Genomic DNA, 20225 nt, shown 5'->3' on the forward strand with positions numbered 1-20225 from the left:
AAATAAACAGGATGATGCATCGGCTTTGGATAATAACCCTTACGCTATTTTTTAGCGCTGCGGCTTTTGGGCAGCATAAAAGCGCTGCTTTCAGGATAGTGCCGCTGGGCGTAAAGGGCGGGATAGATGAAAGCAACCTGTCGGCCTACATGGTCGCACCGGCAGGCAGCAAAGATTTTGTTTGCCTTGACGCCGGTACCTTGCATGCAGGGATAGAAAAAGCGATAGCTAACAAAGTGTTCAATATACCTGCTGAACAGGTACTGAGAAAATATATAAAAGGCTACCTTATATCGCACGCCCATTTGGATCATCTTTCGGGCCTGATCATCAACTCGCCGGATGATACCATTAAAAATATTTACGCTTTTGCTGATTGTATAGAGACCTTCAAAACCCATTATTTTACCTGGGAAAGCTGGGCCAATTTTGCTGATGAGGGCGAGGCCCCGCAACTAAAAAAATATCATTACAAAATACTGGACCCGGGTGCCGAAACACCAATAGAGCATACGGAAATGACGGTGCAGGCGTTCCCGCTGAGCCACTCCAATTTAACCAGCACTGCCTTCCTGGTAAGGAGCAAGGGCAATACTATTTTGTATTTAGGCGATACCGGCCCCGATGAAGTCGAAAAAAGCCAAAACCTTGAAAGATTGTGGCAAACCATAGCGCCCTTAATTAAGGCAAAGAAACTGAAAGCGATCATGATAGAGGTATCATTTCCGGATGAGCAGCCTGATAAACTGTTATTCGGTCATTTAACCCCGCATTGGCTAATGGCTGAAATGAAAAAGCTACAAGTAATGGCGGGCTCGCTTAAAGGCCTGAATTTAGTAATAACACACGTAAAGCCGCCACAAAGCAGCATCGAAAAAATAAAGAAACAATTGGCTGCCGAAAATAACCTGGGCCTGCATCTTATTTATCCCCAACAAGGCAAGGCGATAACTCTTTGATAATAAGCGAAATTACTTATCTTTATTGGTACCTGATCCCCTGTAAAATGAAAGTTATTTTGATTTTGTTGTTAAGCTGCTGCACAATCGGGCTTTGTGCGCAGGTGAAGTCCTACGATTATGCCTATGAAAAGAAGAAGGGCATTTGTGTGTACTCCATAGCTGGCAAAACGGAGGTGCTGGTAACCCAGGGGCATGATCCATGTATATCGCCGGATGGTACAAAACTTGCCTATACAGTTTATTCAAAAAACGGTAATCGCACAATTGGCATCATCGATTTGACCACAAAACAAAAGAGTTTGCTGCATACTAACAGCTATAATTGTTACGGGCCGGTTTGGTCGCCCGACGGTGATTATATTGCTTACAATGTTTTTGATGAGCAGAAAGCTAACTGGTCGATAGCGGTGATAAATATCGCCGACGGCTTGCCCCGTGTGATCACTAAAAAGCAGGAGCAATGTTATTCGCCGGCCTGGAGCAATGATAGTAAAAGCGTGATAACCCAGGACCTTGATGACATATTTGTTTTTGACCTGGGCGGAAATATTATTAATAAATACAAAGTTACCGATGTTGTCAAAGGTATGGGATTGAGTAGCACAGACCGGGTTTTGTTGTCGCCAGAGGGGAGGAAAATGATTTATTCGTGCGATGTTGATGAGCCCGGATATGACGGGCCGCCCTCGGCTGCTTTTGTATACGACGTCGACAATAAAACATCGGTAAGATTATCGCCTAAGGGCTATTATGCAACAGGCGTATGGCTGCAGGGAGGCAAAGTGTTATTTACAGGCGGTAAAATACAATCCAGGGTATCCAACGTTTATGTCGTTGGGCTCGATGGGAAAAATCTCAAACTATTATTCGCCAATTGCAGTAACATATCGGCAAAAACTCAGTAAGCTTATAAATTAATAGTTATGGTATTATCCGATTTGGATGTGTGAACGTTATTATCGGTTACCATCGGGGTTTTCTTTTCCAGGTCGTCCAGAAGATCATTCAGTTTGCCTTTATACCGGTCAAGGGTAATGGTTTGCTGACCGTCGTCGTAATCAAGACCCCGGGCATCAACTCCCGGGCATTCCTTTAGGGCAGCGCACAGTTGTTTTAGCTTGCCGCGGTCGGCGCCGGGAACTTTGATCACGATGGCGCTTTCAGATTTCTTTTTTCCCCCGAAAAGGTTGCTCACCTGGTCGGCGAGAGCCTTGGTCTGCGTTGCCGCGTTGGCGGCGGCACCTACGGCATTTGTCCCGGTGGCGCTGGCGTTGTTCACACTATTTGTAGCGCTGTTAACGGAATTGTTAGCTTTGTTAATGGCGCGGTCGGCTTTATTTGTCTGTGCGCTGGCAACCGCTGCAAACAGGAATATAGTGCTGGTCAGTAAAAGTAGTCGCTTCATAGTCAATTAAGTTTAGGAGTTAATAGAACGTATGTGGCAAACGGTATACCAAATCTATTAAAAAAATTAACTAACTGAAATAGAACGGGTTATATATTTTTATTTAACCTATGGTTATATTTTTAAGATGCGAAATAATGTAATTAATCTGCAATTATGATATTGTCTGATTAGTTGATAACAACCTGTAGGCTGGTAATTTTTAGCTCAATATCTGGTAACTTTTTTATGAGGAGCAGCGAAGGTATTGTGTATAAAAATCCTCAATACGGGCCATTAAATTTTATACAAATTGTACATTCGCAATGATCAGTTAAATATTATGGAGTTTTTGAAAGCGATCTGGGATAATTTTACGGGCTTCTGGGGCCTTGGCGACCTGGTAGGCATATTGCGGACGGGCAAATACGAAGAGTTGCTCACCTGGCATGGTATCACTGCTACGCTGGGTCCGCTAATACCCTTTATTTTGCTGATAGAGATCATCAGGGGCGCCTTCTACAAGCGATTTAAGGTTATCCATTACAAAATTTCTTTTTTTACTTACGTGCTGAATGCTTTTATCGGCAGGGTGATATCTTTTGCCATGGTGGCGCTGTGCATAGGCTGGTTTGCCAGGTATGCCGTTTTTAAAACTACTTTTACCTGGTATTGGTTTATTTACGGCTATATAATTTGGGAACTGGCGCATTTCGTTTATCATTTCCTGGCGCATAAAGTGCGTGTTCTTTGGTGCCTGCACTCAACCCACCATGCGCCGGAATCTATGAATCTGTCGGTAACTTACGCGCATTTCTTTCTGGAAGCGCCATATGCCGATGTGATACGCACTACCATTTGCATCCTGCTCGGCGTTAACCCGGCCATGCTATTCGTGATCATGTTTATCGACGGTTTTTGGGGCGCCTTTATCCATATCGGCGAAAACCTGGTAAAAGATGCCCGTTTTGGCTTTTTAGGCAGAATAGTGCTCACACCGTCGTTCCACCGCGTACATCATGCACGCAATCCTGCCTATATGGATACAAACTATTGTAACCTGTTAAATATATGGGACCGCGTATTTGGTACCTATCAGCCCGAATACCGTGACATGCCCATCGAATACGGCATAACCCGCCCCATGAAGAAAAATAGCTTCCTCGACGCTTATTTTGGCGAACTGGTGGCTCTGGGCAGGGATGTAGTTAAGGCCCCGGGAATAAAAAATAAATTCCTGTACATCATTATGCCTCCCGGCTGGAGCCATACCGGCGACCATAAAATGGCGCACCTGGTAAGAAGGAAATATTTCGAGGAACAGGGACAGCAAGCCGAAAGCAAAACCGAAGCTGTTGAACCTGCCTGATCACGTCTCCACCATTGCCTTAATAACACCGTTTTCAGGTTTAAGCCAGCTCGGAAATTCACCTTTTACCTGGTCGAACGTTACGCGATGAGTTATATAAGTGAGCGGGTCGATCTGCTTATCTTTTAGGGCCAGCATCACCAGTTCAAAATCAGCACGTGTAGCATTCCGGCTGCTCATTAAGGTACCTTCGCGTTTATGAAATTCGGGATGACTGAAACTGATCTCTCCTTTTTGCAGCCCTATCAAAACATACCTGCCCCCATGAGCAAGGTATTGAAAAGCGTTGTTGATAGCTTTTTGACTGCCTGTGGCATCGATCACTACTGTTGGCATATCGCCGTGGGTGATGTCCCTGATCTGTTCCATAACATCTTCTGAAAGTGCATTTACCGTATGGCCGATCTTTAACCTGTCTTTACAAAAGGCTAAACGTGATGTATTGATATCCATCGCGATCACATTCGCACCTGCTATGCGGGCAAATTCCATGGCTCCCAGGCCGATAGGGCCCGCACCAATGACCAAAGCAAACTCCCCTGGTGTCACGCCGGCCCGCCTGATGCCATGAGCACCTATCGCCAGTGGCTCGACCAAAGCCAGCTCGTCAAAGGTCAATCCGTTGCTATGTACAAGCGAGTAGGAAGGCACAGATAAATATTCGGCCATGCCACCATCAATATGCACTCCGCAAACTTTCAAACTCACGCAGCAATTGGGTTTATCCGAGCGGCAGGCAATACAGTTGCCGCAATTAAAATAGGGAATGATGGTTACTGCTTCTCCGCGCCCGAAACCCGGCGCGGCATCGGTATCAACAATCTCTGCCGCCAGTTCATGCCCCAAAATGCGGGGATATTCAAAATAAGGCTGTGTGCCTTCAAAAGCGTGCAGGTCGGTGCCGCAAATGCCGATACGTTTTATTTTGATAACGGTATTGCCCGGCGTTAAAACGGGTTCCGGCGCGGCCCGGTATTCAAAATTTCCCGGTTGCGTACAAACAAGCGTGTTCATGTTAAGTCAGATCAATACCCGAAAGCTTTAAAGCATAAGCATGCTCACAAGGCTTTTGCGATGGTAAATTCACTTTAAGGCCTTCATTATCCCTGCTAAATTCAACCTTGCCGTGCCCCAATAGTTCTATGTTTTCGATCTTTCCGGTACGCTGTGCATTATTTTCAGCCAGGGGCTTTATCAGCACCTGCCCGCTTTGCGGCCAGCCCATAAAAAAGGTATACAGGGTTTTGCCTTTGGTAGTAAAACGAATATCATTGAAAGTTAGGTCCTGCCGTTTGCTTTCGTTAAATGATGTTCCTGTTGGCACTACGGCCGGCGGGCTTATGCCATATATCTTCCACGGCCGGGTGGCGTAAATCGCTTCGCTGTTTACCGCCATCCATTTTGTTATGCCGTCCAGGGTAATTAATTCATCGTTATCCAGCATGCCGCTTGCAGGCAGCGGAAAGTTCAGCATCAGGTTGCCGTTGCGGCTTACAATATCCACCAGCATATCCACAACCGTTTTAGACGATTTGTAATGGCCTACGGTTTCCCGGTTGTAATGCCAGTCGCCAATGCACGTGTCGGTTTGCCATGGCCGTGGCCAGATCGAATCGACCACGCCCCGCTCCACATCGTAAACACAGGTGCCTACCTGCGAATCTTCGGCCCTTTTGCTTGTATAGACTGATTGCGCAACACCGCCATTTTTTGCCGCGCTCTGATTATAAAGGTGGGCCAGCATACTTAAACCATGCTCTTCAAAAGGTATGGCCCCGTCGCAATAAAGCAGGTCGGGTTGGTATTGGTCAACCAGGTCTTTGATACGTAAAAACCAGTGCTTTTTCCAGCTTTCGGGGATACCGTCCTCATTCCAGGGCAGATCTGTATAAACTTTTGGCGAATTGCCATAAAGACTTGCGAATTGCGGGTTTGCCCCGTCGTATTTCATACCCGCATAAGGGCCGTCTTTATCCGCGCCCTTGCTGGTGGAAAACCAGTTTGGGCTTATCCACAGGTGGTCGCTGATTCCAAATTTAAGACCATGTTTTTGGGTGGCTTTTTTAAACTCGCCGACGATGTCGATGCCGGGCCCCATTTTTACTGCGTTCCAATGATTATGTTTTGAGTTCCAAAGGTCGAAATTGTCGTGGTGCACACCCATCGACATGAAATATTTGGCGCCAGCCTTTTTGTATAGCCCTATAAGGTGATCGGCATCAAATTTTTCGGCCTTCCATTTCGGGATCGTATCCTTATAGCCGATCTTCGATTGGTGCCCGTAATTGCTCACAAAGTGCTTGTATTGGTGGCTGCCTTCCATATACATATTACGGGCATACCAATCGCCGGCCTCGATAGCCGACTGCGGCCCCCAATGCGCCCATATTCCAAACTTCGCATCGCGGAACCATTCGGGTATCACATAGCTTTTTAACGATTCGCGTGTGCCGGTAAAAGGGCCGCCCTGTATGTTAGGTGCGGTTTGTCCGAAAGCATAGCCCGGCATAAATTTAAGTGCCGGTATAGCGACTGCAATCGCTTGAACGGCTTTTCTCCTGGATATTTTCATTGGTAGCAAGTTAAATGAATAAAAAATATTTTAAATATAAATGTCAAACATCCATCGCATCGTACACCACCACTTTTTCCCACAGGTGGCTGCAATTTTTGATGAATTCCAAGTGCACCGGGTGGGTTTGATAAACCAACTGGCCTGCAAGGTCGCTGAATTGCATGTGTTCAGATACGGCCCAGCTTTGATCAACCACATCGCGTTTTTCAGTTTTGGCGACAACACCCACACGTAACTCGCGCACGGTTTCGATCTTGGCAAGAGTCTTAACACCAGCTATCAGTTTGTCCAGGTCCTCTTTTGACGATGGGTTCTTCAGCCAGAAAAATACATGGTGTATCAATGGATATTTACTTTCAGCAGAGCTCAATGGCAAAGCCGTGGCTACTGCGGTGCCGGCAACAACGGTTGCCGCTGTTGCTATAAATTTACGCCTGTCCGAGGTTTTCATGTTGTTGTCCTGAAGTTTAAAAGTAATGAAAAATTTATTGGCGAAAAGTTTACACAGGCATGTTGATACTTTTAAACGCTGACAATGATATTTGAGCCGTAACCTTTAAAGATCAAATTATGGAAAATTCTGCGGTATTCATCAAAATGGTACTATCCAACTGGCAAACACAAAACGGGCGGCTAAGCGCGCTATTCGATAAACTAAGCGACGACGAACTGGCAACGGAAACAGCCCCGGGCCGCAATACAGGCGTTTATTTGCTCGGCCATATGGCCGCCGTGCACGATGGTATGTTCACGATATTAGGTTTTGGCGAGAGGCTTTACCCCGATCTGGATGAAGTGTTTATTCATAATCCTGATAAATCGGGCCTTCCAAAACCACCGGTATCACACTTGCGCGAATGCTGGAAAAAGGTAAGCGAAACGCTGGAACAGCATATTAACGCCACGCAGCCTGATGAATGGTTCAACCGGCACAATTCAGTATCGGAGGAGGATTTTGCAAAAGAGCCTCACCGCAATAAACTGAATATTATTATCAACCGCACTAATCACCTGAGCACACACCTGGGGCAACTGAATTACCTGTCCCCCAGATCATAGACCGTCGAACACGAATTTTTCCTTAACGACCGGTTTGCGTGGCAGCATATCGGCCCGGTTAGCGGCCTGGTATACGAACGACGCAACAATGATGGCTGCCTGTTTCAGGTCGTCTATCTGCAGGAAATCGTAAGTGTCCATGTTGGTATGATGCGTTTTCTCCTCATAATCCAGCGGGTCCTGTATAAACTGGAAGCCAGGTATGCCCACCCAGTCGAACGATTGATGGTCTGTTGAGCCTGTGTTAGCGAGAGTTACAGTTTTAGCATCAAGGTCATAAAAAGGCTTGAACCATTCTTCAAATATGGGTTTCACTGCTGTGTTGCCCTGCGCATAAATGCCCCTTATTTTGCCCGTGCCGTTATCGAGATTAAAGTAAGCGGATACTTTCGCCTGTTCGGGTTTAAAAACGCCGGTCTCGGCATTGCCAAAATGATTTTTGACATAATTATACGAACCATATAATCCCTGTTCTTCGCCATCCCACAGGGCGATGCGTATAGTGCGTTTAGGGCGAAGGTGCAACGAATCGAGCAAGCGGACGGCTTCCATCATCACGATACATCCTGCACCGTTGTCGGTGGCGCCGGTTCCGGCGTTCCACGAATCGAGGTGACCGCCCAACATCACTACCTGTGCTTTTAATTTAGGATCGGTGCCGGGTATTTCTGCTATCACATTATGGCCTTGCAGGTTGTCCGTATAAAATTTGCCCTTCAGATTCATGGTCAGTTCAACCGGGTGCCCCGAAGCCATCAGCCGGCTGATCTTTAGCCCATCTTCAGCGCAGATCTCGGCCATCGGCACACTTTCATGATCGGTTGTTTTCTGTCCTCCGAAACTCTGTACCGCTACGGTACCATCGCGGTTGCTGTTGTCGACCAGTACTACAGCTAAAACTCCCGCATCTTTCATCTTATCCATCGCCTGTGAAAGCAGGGTAAGGTATTTAACATCAGTTTCAATCTCCTTGCGCGATACCATGTAGAAGTCTTTCATGTTCACCAGGTTACTATCAACGTAACGGGTTGCATAAGGCTTGAAATCGCTTTTGCGTTTCGCCTGGCTGCTTATCATTACTATCTTGCCGCTCAACTCGGCTTTATGCTTGTCAACGAAGGTCGGATCGAAGAGGCTGAAAAACCCCGTTTGATATACCTGCCCGTGTATTTCGCCGTTGGTATTGGCGCTGTAAGGTATGGCATAACCGGTCATCATTTGCCTGTACGGGGCGCTCATCGAAATACTGAATTCAGTTGTTTCATACCCTTTCCCGTATTCACCCCATGCTTCAAGCCCGGCGTTGGCCATGCCCCATTTCTTCATAGTTTCAGCCGCCCAGTTGGCTGCGCGGAAAAAGCCCGGCGAATTGGTAAGCCGGGGCCCGGAAACATCGGTGATATTATGTGCTATCCACGGGATATGTGAGTTGCTCATCTCGGCATTTCGTATCTGCCGGAAAGCGGTTGTATCAATTGATTCCTGCTGTGCATAAGCATTGGCAGTGAGTAAAATTGCGAGGGCGGCCAGGAGTTTAAAGGGTTTCATGTCAGGGGTTTTAAGTTGAGTATATATCAGTTTAAAAATAATACAGTTTTTCTGAAAAATATGTAACCCGGAACAAATAAATTGGAAATTTACAACCTTTGTGTATATTCGACACCATTATCGAAACTTTCTTATTATCAGTGCCGTACAAGGCTTAGCTAAACTAAACGCAATGAAGAAGATCCTGATCATCGAGGATGAAAAAGATATTATCGATATAGCAACTCTCATACTTGAGGACGAAGGATATGAGGTGGCGAGCATCAGCGAGTATCCGGGTTTCGAGAAAAAAGTAAACGATAGTAAAGCCGATCTTGTGCTGCTGGACCTGAACCTGCAAGGTTATCACGGCAAGGATATCTGCAAGTACATTAAGGGCAACGACGACCTGAAGCAGACTTCGGTGGTCCTCATGTCGGCTAACAGGGATATTAAGGCCGTTAAGGAAGAATCAGGCGCCGATGCCTATATCGCTAAGCCATTTGACCTGGCCGATTTCATCACTACGGTTAGGACCAATCTTAATTTAGCTTCTTAAGTACATAATCTACATTTTCGGGGTTGTTTACCACCCGTGCAATAACGCCATTACGGTTAACAATATAATAGGTTGGATAGCCCAGTACATTCAACTTTTTGCTATTGTAATCCTCCTGCCCCGGAACCACCATGTAATCCATTTTTTTGGTTTTCAGAAAAGGCACAACTTTAGTCGCACTATCATTCACCAGGCTTACAAAAAGGATATCCTTACGATTTTTGTACTGTTTTACCAATTGATTAAACGCCGGACGCTGCGTTTCACAGGTAGAACAGGCAACAAACCATGTTTTTAACACCATTATTTTACCCCGGGTATTGGCCGGGCTGTAAACATTACCCATTAGATCGGTAAAATTATAGGCTGGTAGTTTTTTGCCTTCACGCTTAAATGAATCGTAGGCTTCGGCTACCCAGCCGGCCACGTTATAATTCTTTTCCTGCGCAGGGCTAAGTCTATACAATTGGTAATAGGGATTGCCATCGGTTGAAATGAGCCTGAGGGGGATATACTTTTTGGTCAGCATCAGTTGGTAAGACCGTTCTTTGCTGATAATATTTGAATGATCATCATAGGCAATATAGTCCTCATAAAAATTCACATAATCGCCAAGGTAATACACAAAGCTGTCCATGTTTTTCAGGATATCAGCAGGTTGTTCAATGGGTTTGCCCGGTTTTGAAGCCTGACCGCTGCAAAACAGTGCAGTCAACAGAAAAAAAGTAAAAAATAAATTTCTCATATCAAACTCATATCAAAATAGCTGCACATCTGAATCCGCACATTACTTTTTCTCTTCCTCGTAGCCGCCTACGCGGCCAAAATGCCTTTCGTGCTCAATGCCTGCATCGGTACCGAAGGGGTGGCCGCCAAAACCATTACGCATCATAGCGATAGCTTTAGGCGAAGTATGATCCTTATCGCGCGAAGCGATGAGCTGCATAACAGATTGCGAGATAACCGGTATCGAAACTTCCATGCGCATGGCGTCGCTTACCAGCCAGTTTACTTCGCCGGTGTCTTCCACATATGATGGCACGTTGAAACCCTGCTTTTCATCATACAGCTTTTTCATAAGTTCCACCAGCCAGCTGCGTACCACCGAACCGTGGTTCCAGGTATATAATATTTCGCTGATGTTTAGTTTTTCGCGGTAATGTTCCAGCAGGTCCATGCCTTCGCCTATAGCCTGCAGCATACCAAATTCGATGCCGTTATGTACCAGTTTAACGAAGTGCCCCGAACCCGGCGCGCCGCAATGGGTATAGCCGTTCGGCACCGCCAGGTCTTTCAGCAGGCCTTCTATTTGACTGACTGCTTCTTTTTCGCCGCCGATCATAAAACAGGCCCCGTTTCGGGCGCCGCTTGTGCCGCCGCTGGTACCGCAATCGATCAGGTAAATACCTTGTTCTTTAAGTTTTTCAGCACGTCGAATACTGTCGCCCCAATAAGAATTACCGCCATCAATGATAATGTCGCCTTTATCCAGCAGCGGGGTAACTTCATCCATAACCGTATCTACCGCTTTGCCGGCCGGGATGTAAATGAATATTTTTCGCGGTGTTGGCAGTTGATGGATAAGCGCCTGCAGACTGTCGGCAAATACCAGGTTTTCCTGTGTTATTCCCGCCGGGGTGTGCATATCGTAACCGATGATCTTGTAGCCTTTTTCTGATGCATTAAGCGCAAGGTTCAGTCCCATTTTTCCGAGGCCGATGATGCCGTATGTTTTGTTTTCCATAGTATTCTGAGTGGCAAATGGTCAATAGACCATAGTTTTGTTTCAAAGATATGCATACCTATGGACTATCGGTCATAGGCCATGGTCAAAAAAATCACACGAACTGATTCAGGATCAACACACCAATAATCCCCACGACTGAAACGATAGATTCCATTACCGACCAGGATTTAATAGTGTCTTTTATCGAAAGATTGAAATATTCCTTGAACATCCAGAACCCGCCATCGTTAACGTGAGAGAACGCGAGGCTGCCTGCGCCGATGGACAATACCATCAGGTTCGGATTGATACTTGGGTCGTGCAATACCATCGTCGACATAATACCTGCAGCCGTGAGGCCGGCCACAGTTGCCGAACCAAGGCTTATGCGGATAATAGCCGCCAGCAGCCAACCCAAAAGCAAGGGCTGCAGGTGCAAATTTTGCATGGATTGCGTAATGACATTATTAACGCCGCTATCAACCAGCACCTCTTTAAATATTCCGGAGCCGCCAATGATGAGCAGGATAGGAGCGATGTCTTTTATAGCGTCGACATATAACACTCCCACATCTTTCATACTGCGGCCCTGCATGGTACCCAGCGTAAATGTAGCGGTAATGATGGAAATGAGCATTACCACAGGTGCATCGCCAATAAATGCGATAAACTTATGAAAAGCACCCGTAGCGTGATCGTTGTTGAGGTAGATCGCGCTTGCCATTAGCAGGATAACGGGCAGCAGCGCGGTAAAAAAGCTGTTAAAGCCGCCGGGTAATTTATCCTCAGGCAGTTCTTCGGCGCGGAAAGTTTCCAGGGGGGTGGAAGGCATATTCTTTAAAGTTCGCGCAAATACTGGTCCGGCCAGCACAATGGCCGGCACTGCAAGCATAAGCCCGTACATGAGCGTAGTGCCCATATTGGCATGGAACATTCCTACAAGCGCCGTAGGCGAGGGGTGAGGCGGTAAAAACCCGTGGGTAACCGATAAAGCGGCCAGCATAGGCAGCCCGATATAAACAGCAGGTAATTTGTATTTATATACTACCGAGAAGATCAGCGGCACCATCAGCACAAAACCTGTGTTGTAAAATAGGGGAATACCCACTATAAAACCTACCACAACCAGTGCCCATTGTATATATTTTACCCCGAACAGGTTAACGAGCATATTGGCGATCTTCTGCGCTGCGCCGCTGATGGCCACCAGCTTGCCCACCATAGCGCCGAGAATAATAATAATGGTAATGTCGCCAAGGGTTTTACCAAGCCCGGTTTGTACCGAGGCCGTGATCTTATCTACCGGGATACCTAATAAAAGCCCTGCAATGACGGAAACAATGATAAATGCGAGGAACGGATTTACTTTGGCCCAGCTAACCAGCAGGACGAGCAGGATGATACAGAACAGGATAGTAAGTAGCGCCATTTGCGATTGATTGGGTTAGCCGTTAAAAATTGGTTATTGCCGGGTATTCCAAAAAAACAAAATAATTATCTCATTTTCCTTTATTTCACAAAAGAAAGAAGTTGTTTGGTCATTAAACCGATTCAGATTTGCAAAATCACCCGAAAGTATGAGTTGATGCCTGCAATTGTTTATTAGTTTTGTGTTCAGTAAACGTAAAACAACCTGTATGAAAAAAGTAACCGGTATCGGCGGCATATTCTTTAAATGCAATGATCCGAAAGCGATGAACGCCTGGTACACCCAAAACTTGGGTTTAGACAATAAAGGGTGGGGTGTTAACTTTGAATGGCGCGAACTGGATAGCGATGTTCAGGGTTCGACCGCGTGGAGCACATTTCCGGCGGATACAAAATACTTCGAGCCTTCAGCCAAAGATTTTATGATCAATTACAGGGTAGAAGATCTAACAAGCCTGGTAGAACAGCTAAAGAAAGATGGTGTTGCTATAGTTGACGAGATACAGGATTCTGAATATGGTAAGTTCGTCCATATCCTCGATCCGGAAGGAAATAAGATCGAACTTTGGGAGCCGGCTGCGGAGTAAATATTGATGAGCAGGGTAGGGTGCAATAGCCTAAAGCATTAATTATAATGCCCTATCGCCTTATAAACCTTACCCTTTTCATTGAACATAAAAAACTCCGCACTCAGCTTGTTATTAATGGTGTGGTAATAAATTACGACGCTATCGACACTCGAAAGAACCTCGACCAGCTTAAAATGCAGGTTGGGGTATTTAACCAGGGCGTTTTTCCAATAGGCGCCAACTTTATCCTTACCCTTTAAGGTACCTGTTTCACTTTCGCCAAGTTGGATCATCACGGGGCTGCTCATTTCAAAATCATCTTCGTAGTGCGATAAAACCCTCGAAAGATCGTGGGCGTTCCACGCTTCTATCCATTCCTGTGCAAAGGCCAGCGCCTGTTCCCGGGTGATCATAAATTTTGTTTGGCGTGAAAATAGTAAATGTACCTGTAATGATGCCTGAAAAACTGACAGAATATCTACAAAATTTATAAGCTTGTATAGTGCTAATCAGCGGCAAAAAACGATTTTTGGGACGCATGACAAAAAAACGCTACATCTTCCTGGTACTGATCCTGGGTATGCTGATCGCCCTCAGCCCGTTTTCTATCGATATGTACCTGCCTGCATTCGGAGATATTGCCAAATCGCTGCATAGTACCAGTGCGCGTGTCGAGCTTTCCTTATCCAGCTATTTTATCGGGCTGGCCTTCGGGCAACTTATCTACGGACCGCTGATGGATAGGTTCGGGCGTAAGGTGCCATTGTATTTCGGGCTGTGCCTGTATATCATAGCGTCTGTTGGCTGTTACCTGTCCTCATCGGTCGAAATACTGATCACAACCCGCTTATTCCAGGCTTTAGGCGGCTGTGCCGCGCAGGTGGCGTGTATAGCAATGGTACGCGATCTTTTCCCGGTAAAGGATATTGCCAAAGTTTACGCCTTATTGTTCGTGGTGTTGGGTGCATCGCCATTACTGGCGCCGACTGCGGGCAGTTATCTTTCGCTGGCATTCGGCTGGCAATCGGTTTTTGTGGTGCTGCTGGTTATATCCGTTATCGTTCTGCTGGCGTCCTTTTTCTTTCTTCCTGAAAGTTATAAGCCCGATAAATCATACTCCCTAAAGCCCGGACCAATCGTCACCAGTTTTTTAACCGTCATCCGAAACCCGCAGTTTTACACCTATGCCATTTCCGGCTCGGTGGCTTTCTGTGCCCTGTTTTCGTACGTTGCAGGTTCGCCACTAGTATTTATGGACGTATTCGGTTTGGGTAAAAAGGAATTCGGCTGGGTATTTGCCGGCATAGCCGTGGGCTTCATTGGCGCAGGACAGGTTAACACCCGGTTACTGAAACGCTACAAAAGCGAGCAGATCGTAGCAGTATCGGCCATCGGGCAGATCGTATTTGCCGCAGTTTTCCTGGTAGGTGCCCTTAACGGCTGGCTTGGGATGGGCGGCACCATCGCAATGGTGTTTATGGTCCTGTTTTTTGTCGGCCTCACCAACCCCAACACCTCAGCGCTTTCCATGGCCCCCTTTCCGCGCAACGCCGGGGTGGCCTCTGCCTTATTGGGTGCTATGCAATTGGGCCTTGGGGCGTTATCATCATCGGCGATGGGCCTGTTCAGCGGCAGATCGGCTGTGCCATTGGCGGCTATTATGGCTGTTTCAGCTACCGTCGCAGCGCTTATCTTATTTACCGGGCGAAGAAATATCGTGCAACAGGTTGAAACAACCCCGGACACCGTCGCCGCCGGTCATTAACTTGGTTGTACGCCCGCCAACTCACCCAAATGCCCAATGACCAATCCCCAATGCCTAATTCCTAATGCCCAATCCCCCAAATACACTAAGTGTTCACGCCACCGCCGCTTGTCAAACTAATCCTGTTATAAGTATTTCATTATCAGTTTATTGACAAATTGCAGATCCCAAAAAGTGCCCCATTTTTAACATTTCCGTGAACACTATTCTGGTATTTATTTGTAAATCAACAGGTTAAAGCGTTCACGGCAGACCCATTTTTCAACCTGTTTTTCACGCGAAAATCCGAAAAAAGCCAAAAAGAGCTTAAAAAGGCAAGAAAAGCCAACACAAGGCTGTTTCCTCGCCAGGGTCGAATCATTTCTTGTTACCACAACGGTAAAAAATCGAAGTAAGTGAAAATAGTTTTTCTGAAAATGGATACACTAAGGCAGCTTAACTGCACGCTGACCTTTCAGTTGATGGTTCATAGATCATAGTCGATGGGGGGGTACTGGTTTTGGTGGCCTAAACTTTCTGTGTGTGGGGGGAAAATTGGTTTTTGATGATGAAAAAAATTAGGGAAAGTCATGGGAAGCTTCCGCGCTCTTTGCCGGCCCTTCATTCTGGCGCCAGATTGGGAATTGTATTGTTTTCTGTAACCTCCGTTACACTTTCCCTTTACAAGTTCCTGCTTTGCTATCTGCCCCAAACCAGTTCTCTTCACTTGCAAGCAGTGAGCATTTGATAAACGCTGCGTTATCGTCCGGGGCAGTAATATCTTTGCATCCCTTTTCCCAAGGCATATGTTTTAAACGAATGCAGCAGTAGGGATTACTACCACCATTCCCTTGTATAAAACTAATAGATGTTTTGTTATCTGATTTGTTTTGAAACTTTAGTTCTAGTAACATTTCTAGCCGAAGAATTTGGGTTAATCCCAGCATAGTAAATTCAATGCCCTTTCTGTCATCGCCGTCCTTTGGAATAGAATTACTCGTAAATTGAAAATTCTCTTGTGATAAATAAGCAGTGACAATATTGATCTCCCGGTCTTGATAAGAATAGGCATTTAAGGTCAACGCATCAGCGGTCAATCTTGGAACAAGTATCATTGATTTAAAGTTTTATAATCTATAACAATTTTGATCCGTAAATAAAAAACCCAAATTGCCAATGCAGCAGCAATTGCAGCTATAGCTAGGCATATCGCTAACGCAACCCAGTTTTTGCTACGATTTGCCTTATCCCATTTTTTTTGTAGATACCTGTTAATACAACCCGGATACAGAGGAGTTAACAATGCATCTAAGGATAACTCAAGTGATTTCTTGGCTAGTAAATTTAATTCTTGTCTTATTTTTCTGTCAAAATCGATAATCTTACCTTTAACCGTTTCCTGTACGTCATCCAAATGTGCCATAACTATTTGCTTTTTCATGTCAGGGTAGGCAATTAGCAATTCAGCATGGTTTTTAGTGATATAGTCATGAATGTTTTCATAATGTCTGATTTCTTCTGGCGCAAATACACCATAAAGCAAAACCAAAATCAATAATAATATTCCCGAGAAAAAAATATCATAAACGCTACCAGTTATAGAAGGAACTAATTTGAGTCCCTGCGCGATCTCGATAAAAATCGGTAACCCAATCACAACCAAGTAAGATATTTTAATCACTTGGTTATGCAATAAAGCTTTTATAAAAGTCCAACGCAACGGAGTAGGTTTACTTAATTATTAACTTATAAATATACGTCAATAATGTTAAATGGCTATCTTTAAGCGTCTTAAATCTTCATAATATAAATAACACACACTTTTCATTACTTATTTAGACAGAAGTCCTCGAAAATAGAATAATTTCTTTGGAAAACATATGAGGGATCGGTTTAATACATCTATCATCGCGCAAAGGTTGACGTATTCGACCTATTTGAATATGCATCTGGAGGAACCGATTATTCTGCATAATTGCCTCGAACGCCATCCTTATCTGCATTGGTTAGAGCATTATCATAGCCTCGTCAGACGCGTCAATGGTGAACCACCCACTTATCATATACGAGAGCATTTCGAAAAACTTCGCCAACTTATAGCTGAAGCGCTATCGAAGAGCGGTTTTAATTTTAAAGGAAAACAAATTGAAAAATGCGCTACAGAAGATGAATTGAACAGCCTTATAATATATCAGTACACTGATGAGAGCGATCTTTATAAAACTGTTAACGATATTCTTAGAGCTTGTCATGCCTTCCATGATTTCGACGCATCTGCGGAGAATAACGAATATGACGAACCCTTAGCCCCTTGGATTTTACAATTGAATTCCTGTATTAGAAAATTGCCTCATTTTGAAGGAAAAGCCTACCGGGGCACGGTGCTTTCCAGTGAAGACATAGCCCAATATAAAGTCGGCGAAATGTTCATTTGGGCGCCGTTTGTATCCGCGTCAAAAGATATCACAAGATGTTTCGGTGGTAACGTGATTTTTGAAATAACGAATCAGGAACATTTCATGGGGCTGAATGACAAAGGATACCCGAGAGATATTTCAGCCTTATCTATTTTTCCAGAGGAAGCTGAAGTTTTATACCCCGTTTCCTGTGCATTCCGAATCGACAACTTAAGGCAGGAATCTGATTACACGCTGATAGAATTAAAAGCATTGGATTCATACTAAGTCCATCCGCTTGGTAAACTGTCGCGTATATTTTCAAAAGTTCCCGTGCCAGGGACAGCAATGGATACCGGCTGCGGAAAAACCTTTCGCCTTTTACCTTTATCCTTTCGCCTAAAACAATCCCTCACTCCGCCCTTAAACTCTTAACCGGGTTTGCCAGCGCTGCTTTTATGGCCTGGAAGCTTACCGTTAGTAATGTGATCAGCATGGCGCCAATAGCTGTAACGATAAATATCCACCAGGCGACATCGGTGTGATACGGATAGTTATGCAGCCAGTTGTGCATAAAATAATAAGCTACAGGCGAGGCTATAATTATTGACAAAAACACCAGTATGGCAAAGTCTTTGGATAGCAGTTGCCACAGGGCGAACACGGAAGCGCCAAGCACCTTGCGCACACCTATTTCTTTAACACGCTGTTCGGCCATAAATGAAGCCATACCAAACAGCCCCAGGCAGCTGATAAATATTGCCAGGCCGGCGAAAACAGTAGCCAGCTTACCTATGCGCTGTTCATTATCGAATTCTTTAGCATATTCCTGGTCAACAAAGTGGTATTCAAATGGCTGTTCCGGGTTCTCTGTTTTTAACACCGAAGCGATGTTACTAATAGCTTTACCGGCGCTCATTTTCGGGCTGATCTTTAGCAGTAAGGAGCCTCCCGCCCATTTCGCCAAAAAATAAACCATGGGTTGTACCTGGTCATAAGGCGAACGGTTAATGATGTTTTTGGTTACGCCGATGATCCTGAACTGCTGACCATAAAAGGTTATGTAATTTCCTGCCGGGTTCTTCATGGTCATAAAATCAGCCGCCGCCTGGTTGATGATCACCGCCGACGAATCGGAAGGGAATGATCGCGAGAAGTCGCGTCCTGCGCTAAATTCCCAGCCAATGGTTTTGCCATAATCGTATGAAATATCCTCCTGGCTGAAATTTACATCCAGGTTAGGGTCTTTTCCGGGCCATGCGATACCGTCGGTAGTACCGGCAACTTTGTTAGGCGGAGCATCTGCTTCGGCCATTTCAGTTATTGTGCCGTTACTTTTAAGGGCCTGTTTTATCGCATCAAAATGTTGGTGTAGTTCAATGGTTCGTACGGGTATGGTAACCAATCTGTCCTGGCTGTAGCCTATGGGGCGGTCTTTTGCGAAAATTATCTGCCGGATAACTACAACGGTGCCGATGATGAGCACAATAGAAACTGTAAACTGGACTACTACCAGTACTTTGCGCTGGACCGAGGCCAGCCGCCCTACCCGGAACGCGCCCTTTAATACCTTTACAGGTTTAAATGATGACAGGTAAAGTGCCGGATAGCTGCCGGTGATAATAGCGGTGATGAAACTGAGGCCAATTCCCGCAAGCCAAAACGCGGTGCTGTTCCAGGGAATGGCTACCTGCTTACCGGCCAGCTGGCCGAAGGCTGAAATACTTAACTGAACGAATAGCAATGAGGCCAGGAATGCCAGCAATACGTACAGCAACGATTCACCGTAAAACTGGTATATCAATTGGCCGCGTGATGAACCTATTGCCTTGCGGATACCTGCTTCGCGCGCGCGTTTCTCAGACCGGGCTGTACTTAAGTTCATAAAATTAATACAGGCCAGCAGCAGCACAAATGCGCCTATAATGCCAAAAAGCCATACATATTGTATTGCGCCACCGGTGTTTTTCCCATCCTTAAACTCGCTGTACAAATGCCATTTACTCATGGGCTGCAGGAACAGCGCCGGTTTGGCTTTGGCTGAAACCGGTTTTAAATGCCGCAGCTGTTCATCCCTGATTTTTAAAGACACTTTCTCAAGGTCGGCATTATCAGCTAATTGAATATATAAATTAACAATGCCGTTCCCCCATGGATCACGCATTCCGCTCAGCCTGTAATCTGCCGCATAGCGGTCCCAGCAACCAATAAAAGCCAGACCCGCAAGCGTGGTATTTTCAGGGAGATCAGCATACACGCCGGCAACTTTCAGGTTACCCTGGTTGTTCAGCTTCAGCACTCCAGACATGGGATCCTTATTTCCAAAAAATGCCTTAGCTGTCGACGCGGATATGAGTACAGACGATGGGTCCTTTATAGCATCGCGCCTGCCCTTGAGCATATTTAGTGTAAACAGGTCTGGTCCGCCGGCTTCCATAAATACGCCCTGCTCGTTCAGCTTTTTGTCGTTTAAACCCAGTATGTAATCTCTCGGCAGTGTTGCCATTGCTACAGCCTTAAGATCGCTGCCATAGTTTTTGCGTAGCTCGGCCGCCAAAGGATAAGGGGCATGGAACGAGGTTTTCACTTCGCCATTAATGGTCACATTTTGCATTACCCGGGCTATATGGCGGTAATTACTGTGATACTTATCAAATGATACTTCATTCAATATCCACAAACCGATCAGCATTACTACCGCCATGCCAACCGCAAGACCACCGATATTAATTAACGACATAACCTTGTTCCTGATAAGGTTGCGCCAGGCGACTGTTAAGTAATTCCGGAGCATGTGGTCCTGATTAAGATAATAAGTTGTCAATAGCAATAATGAAACTTCCCCGGGGGGCATCTTATTGCATTATGGGCAATTTAAAAAGAATTTACAACAATAATTGCCCCTTCACTATTGACCATTCACTACT

The 20225-nt window shown here is 45.5% G+C and carries 20 protein-coding genes; 8 read left to right on the forward strand and 12 right to left on the reverse strand.

Going from position 1 to position 20225, the window contains the following annotated elements:
• The first annotated feature begins 11 nt into the window (after positions 1 to 11).
• Both VL525_RS04485 and VL525_RS04490 read left to right on the forward strand, forming a co-directional pair.
• Complete coding sequence (locus tag VL525_RS04485; protein ID WP_325383793.1) at positions 12 to 959, forward strand: 3',5'-cyclic-nucleotide phosphodiesterase; 948 nt, start codon at positions 12 to 14, stop codon at positions 957 to 959.
• Between the two features lie 47 nt (positions 960 to 1006).
• A complete protein-coding gene (locus VL525_RS04490; protein ID WP_325383795.1) occupies positions 1007 to 1867 on the forward strand; it encodes a hypothetical protein in 861 nt (286 codons plus the stop codon).
• 2 nt (positions 1868 to 1869) lie between these two features.
• Here the strand turns inward: VL525_RS04490 and VL525_RS04495 are convergent, their stop codons facing one another.
• Positions 1870 to 2367 carry a hypothetical protein gene (locus tag VL525_RS04495; RefSeq protein WP_325383797.1) on the reverse strand — a complete coding sequence of 166 codons (498 nt, stop codon included), beginning with the start codon at positions 2365 to 2367 and terminating at the stop codon, positions 1870 to 1872.
• 322 nt (positions 2368 to 2689) lie between these two features.
• Here VL525_RS04495 and VL525_RS04500 point away from each other — a divergent pair, with 322 nt between their 5' ends.
• Entirely contained in the window at positions 2690 to 3715 is a 1026-nt protein-coding gene (locus VL525_RS04500) for a sterol desaturase family protein (RefSeq protein ID WP_325383799.1), read from the forward strand.
• On the opposite strand, the gene VL525_RS04505 is transcribed toward VL525_RS04500, so the two are convergent.
• Genes VL525_RS04505 through VL525_RS04515 form a run of 3 tightly spaced genes read right to left on the reverse strand, consistent with a single transcriptional unit; the run spans position 3716 to position 6741 of the window.
• Positions 3716 to 4729, reverse strand: a complete 1014-nt coding sequence (locus VL525_RS04505) for a zinc-binding alcohol dehydrogenase family protein (RefSeq protein ID WP_325383801.1) — start codon at positions 4727 to 4729, stop codon at positions 3716 to 3718.
• Position 4730: 1 nt separating this feature from the next.
• Positions 4731 to 6287 (reverse strand): alpha-L-fucosidase, encoded by a 1557-nt coding sequence (locus VL525_RS04510; RefSeq protein WP_325383803.1) that lies wholly within the window; start codon positions 6285 to 6287, stop codon positions 4731 to 4733.
• A 43-nt stretch (positions 6288 to 6330) separates the two neighbouring features.
• Complete coding sequence (locus VL525_RS04515) at positions 6331 to 6741, reverse strand: Dabb family protein (RefSeq protein WP_325383805.1); 411 nt, start codon at positions 6739 to 6741, stop codon at positions 6331 to 6333.
• A 119-nt stretch (positions 6742 to 6860) separates the two neighbouring features.
• Here VL525_RS04515 and VL525_RS04520 point away from each other — a divergent pair, with 119 nt between their 5' ends.
• Positions 6861 to 7349, forward strand: coding sequence for a DinB family protein (locus tag VL525_RS04520; protein ID WP_325383808.1), 489 nt, complete (start codon positions 6861 to 6863; stop codon positions 7347 to 7349).
• Here the strand turns inward: VL525_RS04520 and VL525_RS04525 are convergent.
• Complete coding sequence (locus VL525_RS04525) at positions 7344 to 8897, reverse strand: M20/M25/M40 family metallo-hydrolase (RefSeq protein ID WP_325383810.1); 1554 nt, start codon at positions 8895 to 8897, stop codon at positions 7344 to 7346. The two genes, VL525_RS04520 and VL525_RS04525, sit on opposite strands and share 6 nt — an antisense overlap.
• Positions 8898 to 9069: 172 nt before the next feature.
• On the opposite strand from VL525_RS04525, the gene VL525_RS04530 reads away from it, so the two are divergent.
• Positions 9070 to 9435 (forward strand): response regulator, encoded by a 366-nt coding sequence (locus VL525_RS04530; protein ID WP_325383812.1) that lies wholly within the window; start codon positions 9070 to 9072, stop codon positions 9433 to 9435.
• Here the strand turns inward: VL525_RS04530 and VL525_RS04535 are convergent.
• The 3 genes from VL525_RS04535 to VL525_RS04545 all read right to left on the reverse strand — a co-directional run bounded on the left by VL525_RS04535 (position 9419) and on the right by VL525_RS04545 (position 12590).
• Positions 9419 to 10180, reverse strand: coding sequence for a TlpA disulfide reductase family protein (locus tag VL525_RS04535; protein ID WP_325383814.1), 762 nt, complete (start codon positions 10178 to 10180; stop codon positions 9419 to 9421). The genes VL525_RS04530 and VL525_RS04535 overlap by 17 nt on opposite strands.
• Positions 10181 to 10222: 42 nt before the next feature.
• Positions 10223 to 11179 (reverse strand): phosphogluconate dehydrogenase (NAD(+)-dependent, decarboxylating), encoded by a 957-nt coding sequence (gene gnd / locus VL525_RS04540; RefSeq protein ID WP_325383816.1) that lies wholly within the window; start codon positions 11177 to 11179, stop codon positions 10223 to 10225.
• 94 nt (positions 11180 to 11273) lie between these two features.
• Positions 11274 to 12590, reverse strand: a complete 1317-nt coding sequence (locus tag VL525_RS04545) for a gluconate:H+ symporter (RefSeq protein WP_325383818.1) — start codon at positions 12588 to 12590, stop codon at positions 11274 to 11276.
• Between the two features lie 208 nt (positions 12591 to 12798).
• Here VL525_RS04545 and VL525_RS04550 point away from each other — a divergent pair, with 208 nt between their 5' ends.
• On the forward strand, positions 12799 to 13176 hold the full coding sequence (locus VL525_RS04550) for a VOC family protein (RefSeq protein WP_325383820.1): 378 nt from the start codon (positions 12799 to 12801) through the stop codon (positions 13174 to 13176).
• Positions 13177 to 13214: 38 nt separating this feature from the next.
• On the opposite strand, the gene VL525_RS04555 is transcribed toward VL525_RS04550, so the two are convergent.
• The gene (locus VL525_RS04555; RefSeq protein WP_325383822.1) at positions 13215 to 13571 is read right to left on the reverse strand and encodes a nuclear transport factor 2 family protein; all 357 of its coding nucleotides are present in this window, start codon (positions 13569 to 13571) and stop codon (positions 13215 to 13217) included.
• A gap of 125 nt (positions 13572 to 13696) precedes the next feature.
• On the opposite strand from VL525_RS04555, the gene VL525_RS04560 reads away from it, so the two are divergent.
• Entirely contained in the window at positions 13697 to 14923 is a 1227-nt protein-coding gene (locus VL525_RS04560; protein ID WP_325383824.1) for a multidrug effflux MFS transporter, read from the forward strand.
• 647 nt (positions 14924 to 15570) lie between these two features.
• Here VL525_RS04560 and VL525_RS04565 read toward each other — a convergent pair.
• A complete protein-coding gene (locus VL525_RS04565) occupies positions 15571 to 16017 on the reverse strand; it encodes a hypothetical protein (RefSeq protein WP_325383826.1) in 447 nt (148 codons plus the stop codon).
• Positions 16014 to 16622 carry a hypothetical protein gene (locus VL525_RS04570; RefSeq protein WP_325383828.1) on the reverse strand — a complete coding sequence of 203 codons (609 nt, stop codon included), beginning with the start codon at positions 16620 to 16622 and terminating at the stop codon, positions 16014 to 16016. The genes VL525_RS04565 and VL525_RS04570 overlap by 4 nt, the downstream gene beginning before the upstream one ends.
• Positions 16623 to 16845: 223 nt before the next feature.
• Here VL525_RS04570 and VL525_RS04575 point away from each other — a divergent pair, with 223 nt between their 5' ends.
• Positions 16846 to 17586 (forward strand): ADP-ribosyltransferase domain-containing protein, encoded by a 741-nt coding sequence (locus VL525_RS04575; RefSeq protein WP_325383830.1) that lies wholly within the window; start codon positions 16846 to 16848, stop codon positions 17584 to 17586.
• 124 nt (positions 17587 to 17710) lie between these two features.
• On the opposite strand, the gene VL525_RS04580 is transcribed toward VL525_RS04575, so the two are convergent.
• Positions 17711 to 20092: an ABC transporter permease gene (locus VL525_RS04580; protein WP_325383832.1), complete on the reverse strand. Its 2382-nt coding sequence runs from the start codon at positions 20090 to 20092 to the stop codon at positions 17711 to 17713.
• Positions 20093 to 20225 lie beyond the last annotated feature (133 nt).

It is taken from the genome of Mucilaginibacter sp., from assembly GCF_035492695.1.
In the GTDB taxonomy this organism is placed as follows: Bacteria; Bacteroidota; Bacteroidia; order Sphingobacteriales; family Sphingobacteriaceae; genus Mucilaginibacter.

Bases quoted from the DNA above. Each gene is read 5' to 3' on its own strand.
- VL525_RS04575 (WP_325383830.1), top strand. From the start codon at position 16,846: ATGCATCTGGAGGAACCGATTATTCTGCATAATTGCCTCGAACGCCAT.
- VL525_RS04495 (WP_325383797.1), bottom strand. From the start codon at position 2,367: ATGAAGCGACTACTTTTACTGACCAGCACTATATTCCTGTTTGCAGCG.
- VL525_RS04490 (WP_325383795.1), top strand. From the start codon at position 1,007: ATGAAAGTTATTTTGATTTTGTTGTTAAGCTGCTGCACAATCGGGCTT.
- VL525_RS04520 (WP_325383808.1), top strand. From the start codon at position 6,861: ATGGAAAATTCTGCGGTATTCATCAAAATGGTACTATCCAACTGGCAA.
- VL525_RS04560 (WP_325383824.1), top strand. From the start codon at position 13,697: ATGACAAAAAAACGCTACATCTTCCTGGTACTGATCCTGGGTATGCTG.
- VL525_RS04565 (WP_325383826.1), bottom strand. From the start codon at position 16,017: ATGATACTTGTTCCAAGATTGACCGCTGATGCGTTGACCTTAAATGCC.
- VL525_RS04535 (WP_325383814.1), bottom strand. From the start codon at position 10,180: ATGAGAAATTTATTTTTTACTTTTTTTCTGTTGACTGCACTGTTTTGC.
- VL525_RS04545 (WP_325383818.1), bottom strand. From the start codon at position 12,590: ATGGCGCTACTTACTATCCTGTTCTGTATCATCCTGCTCGTCCTGCTG.
- VL525_RS04550 (WP_325383820.1), top strand. From the start codon at position 12,799: ATGAAAAAAGTAACCGGTATCGGCGGCATATTCTTTAAATGCAATGAT.
- VL525_RS04500 (WP_325383799.1), top strand. From the start codon at position 2,690: ATGGAGTTTTTGAAAGCGATCTGGGATAATTTTACGGGCTTCTGGGGC.
- VL525_RS04530 (WP_325383812.1), top strand. From the start codon at position 9,070: ATGAAGAAGATCCTGATCATCGAGGATGAAAAAGATATTATCGATATA.
- VL525_RS04510 (WP_325383803.1), bottom strand. From the start codon at position 6,287: ATGAAAATATCCAGGAGAAAAGCCGTTCAAGCGATTGCAGTCGCTATA.
- VL525_RS04505 (WP_325383801.1), bottom strand. From the start codon at position 4,729: ATGAACACGCTTGTTTGTACGCAACCGGGAAATTTTGAATACCGGGCC.
- VL525_RS04555 (WP_325383822.1), bottom strand. From the start codon at position 13,571: ATGATCACCCGGGAACAGGCGCTGGCCTTTGCACAGGAATGGATAGAA.
- VL525_RS04580 (WP_325383832.1), bottom strand. From the start codon at position 20,092: ATGCTCCGGAATTACTTAACAGTCGCCTGGCGCAACCTTATCAGGAAC.
- VL525_RS04485 (WP_325383793.1), top strand. From the start codon at position 12: ATGATGCATCGGCTTTGGATAATAACCCTTACGCTATTTTTTAGCGCT.
- gnd (WP_325383816.1), bottom strand. From the start codon at position 11,179: ATGGAAAACAAAACATACGGCATCATCGGCCTCGGAAAAATGGGACTG.
- VL525_RS04515 (WP_325383805.1), bottom strand. From the start codon at position 6,741: ATGAAAACCTCGGACAGGCGTAAATTTATAGCAACAGCGGCAACCGTT.
- VL525_RS04525 (WP_325383810.1), bottom strand. From the start codon at position 8,897: ATGAAACCCTTTAAACTCCTGGCCGCCCTCGCAATTTTACTCACTGCC.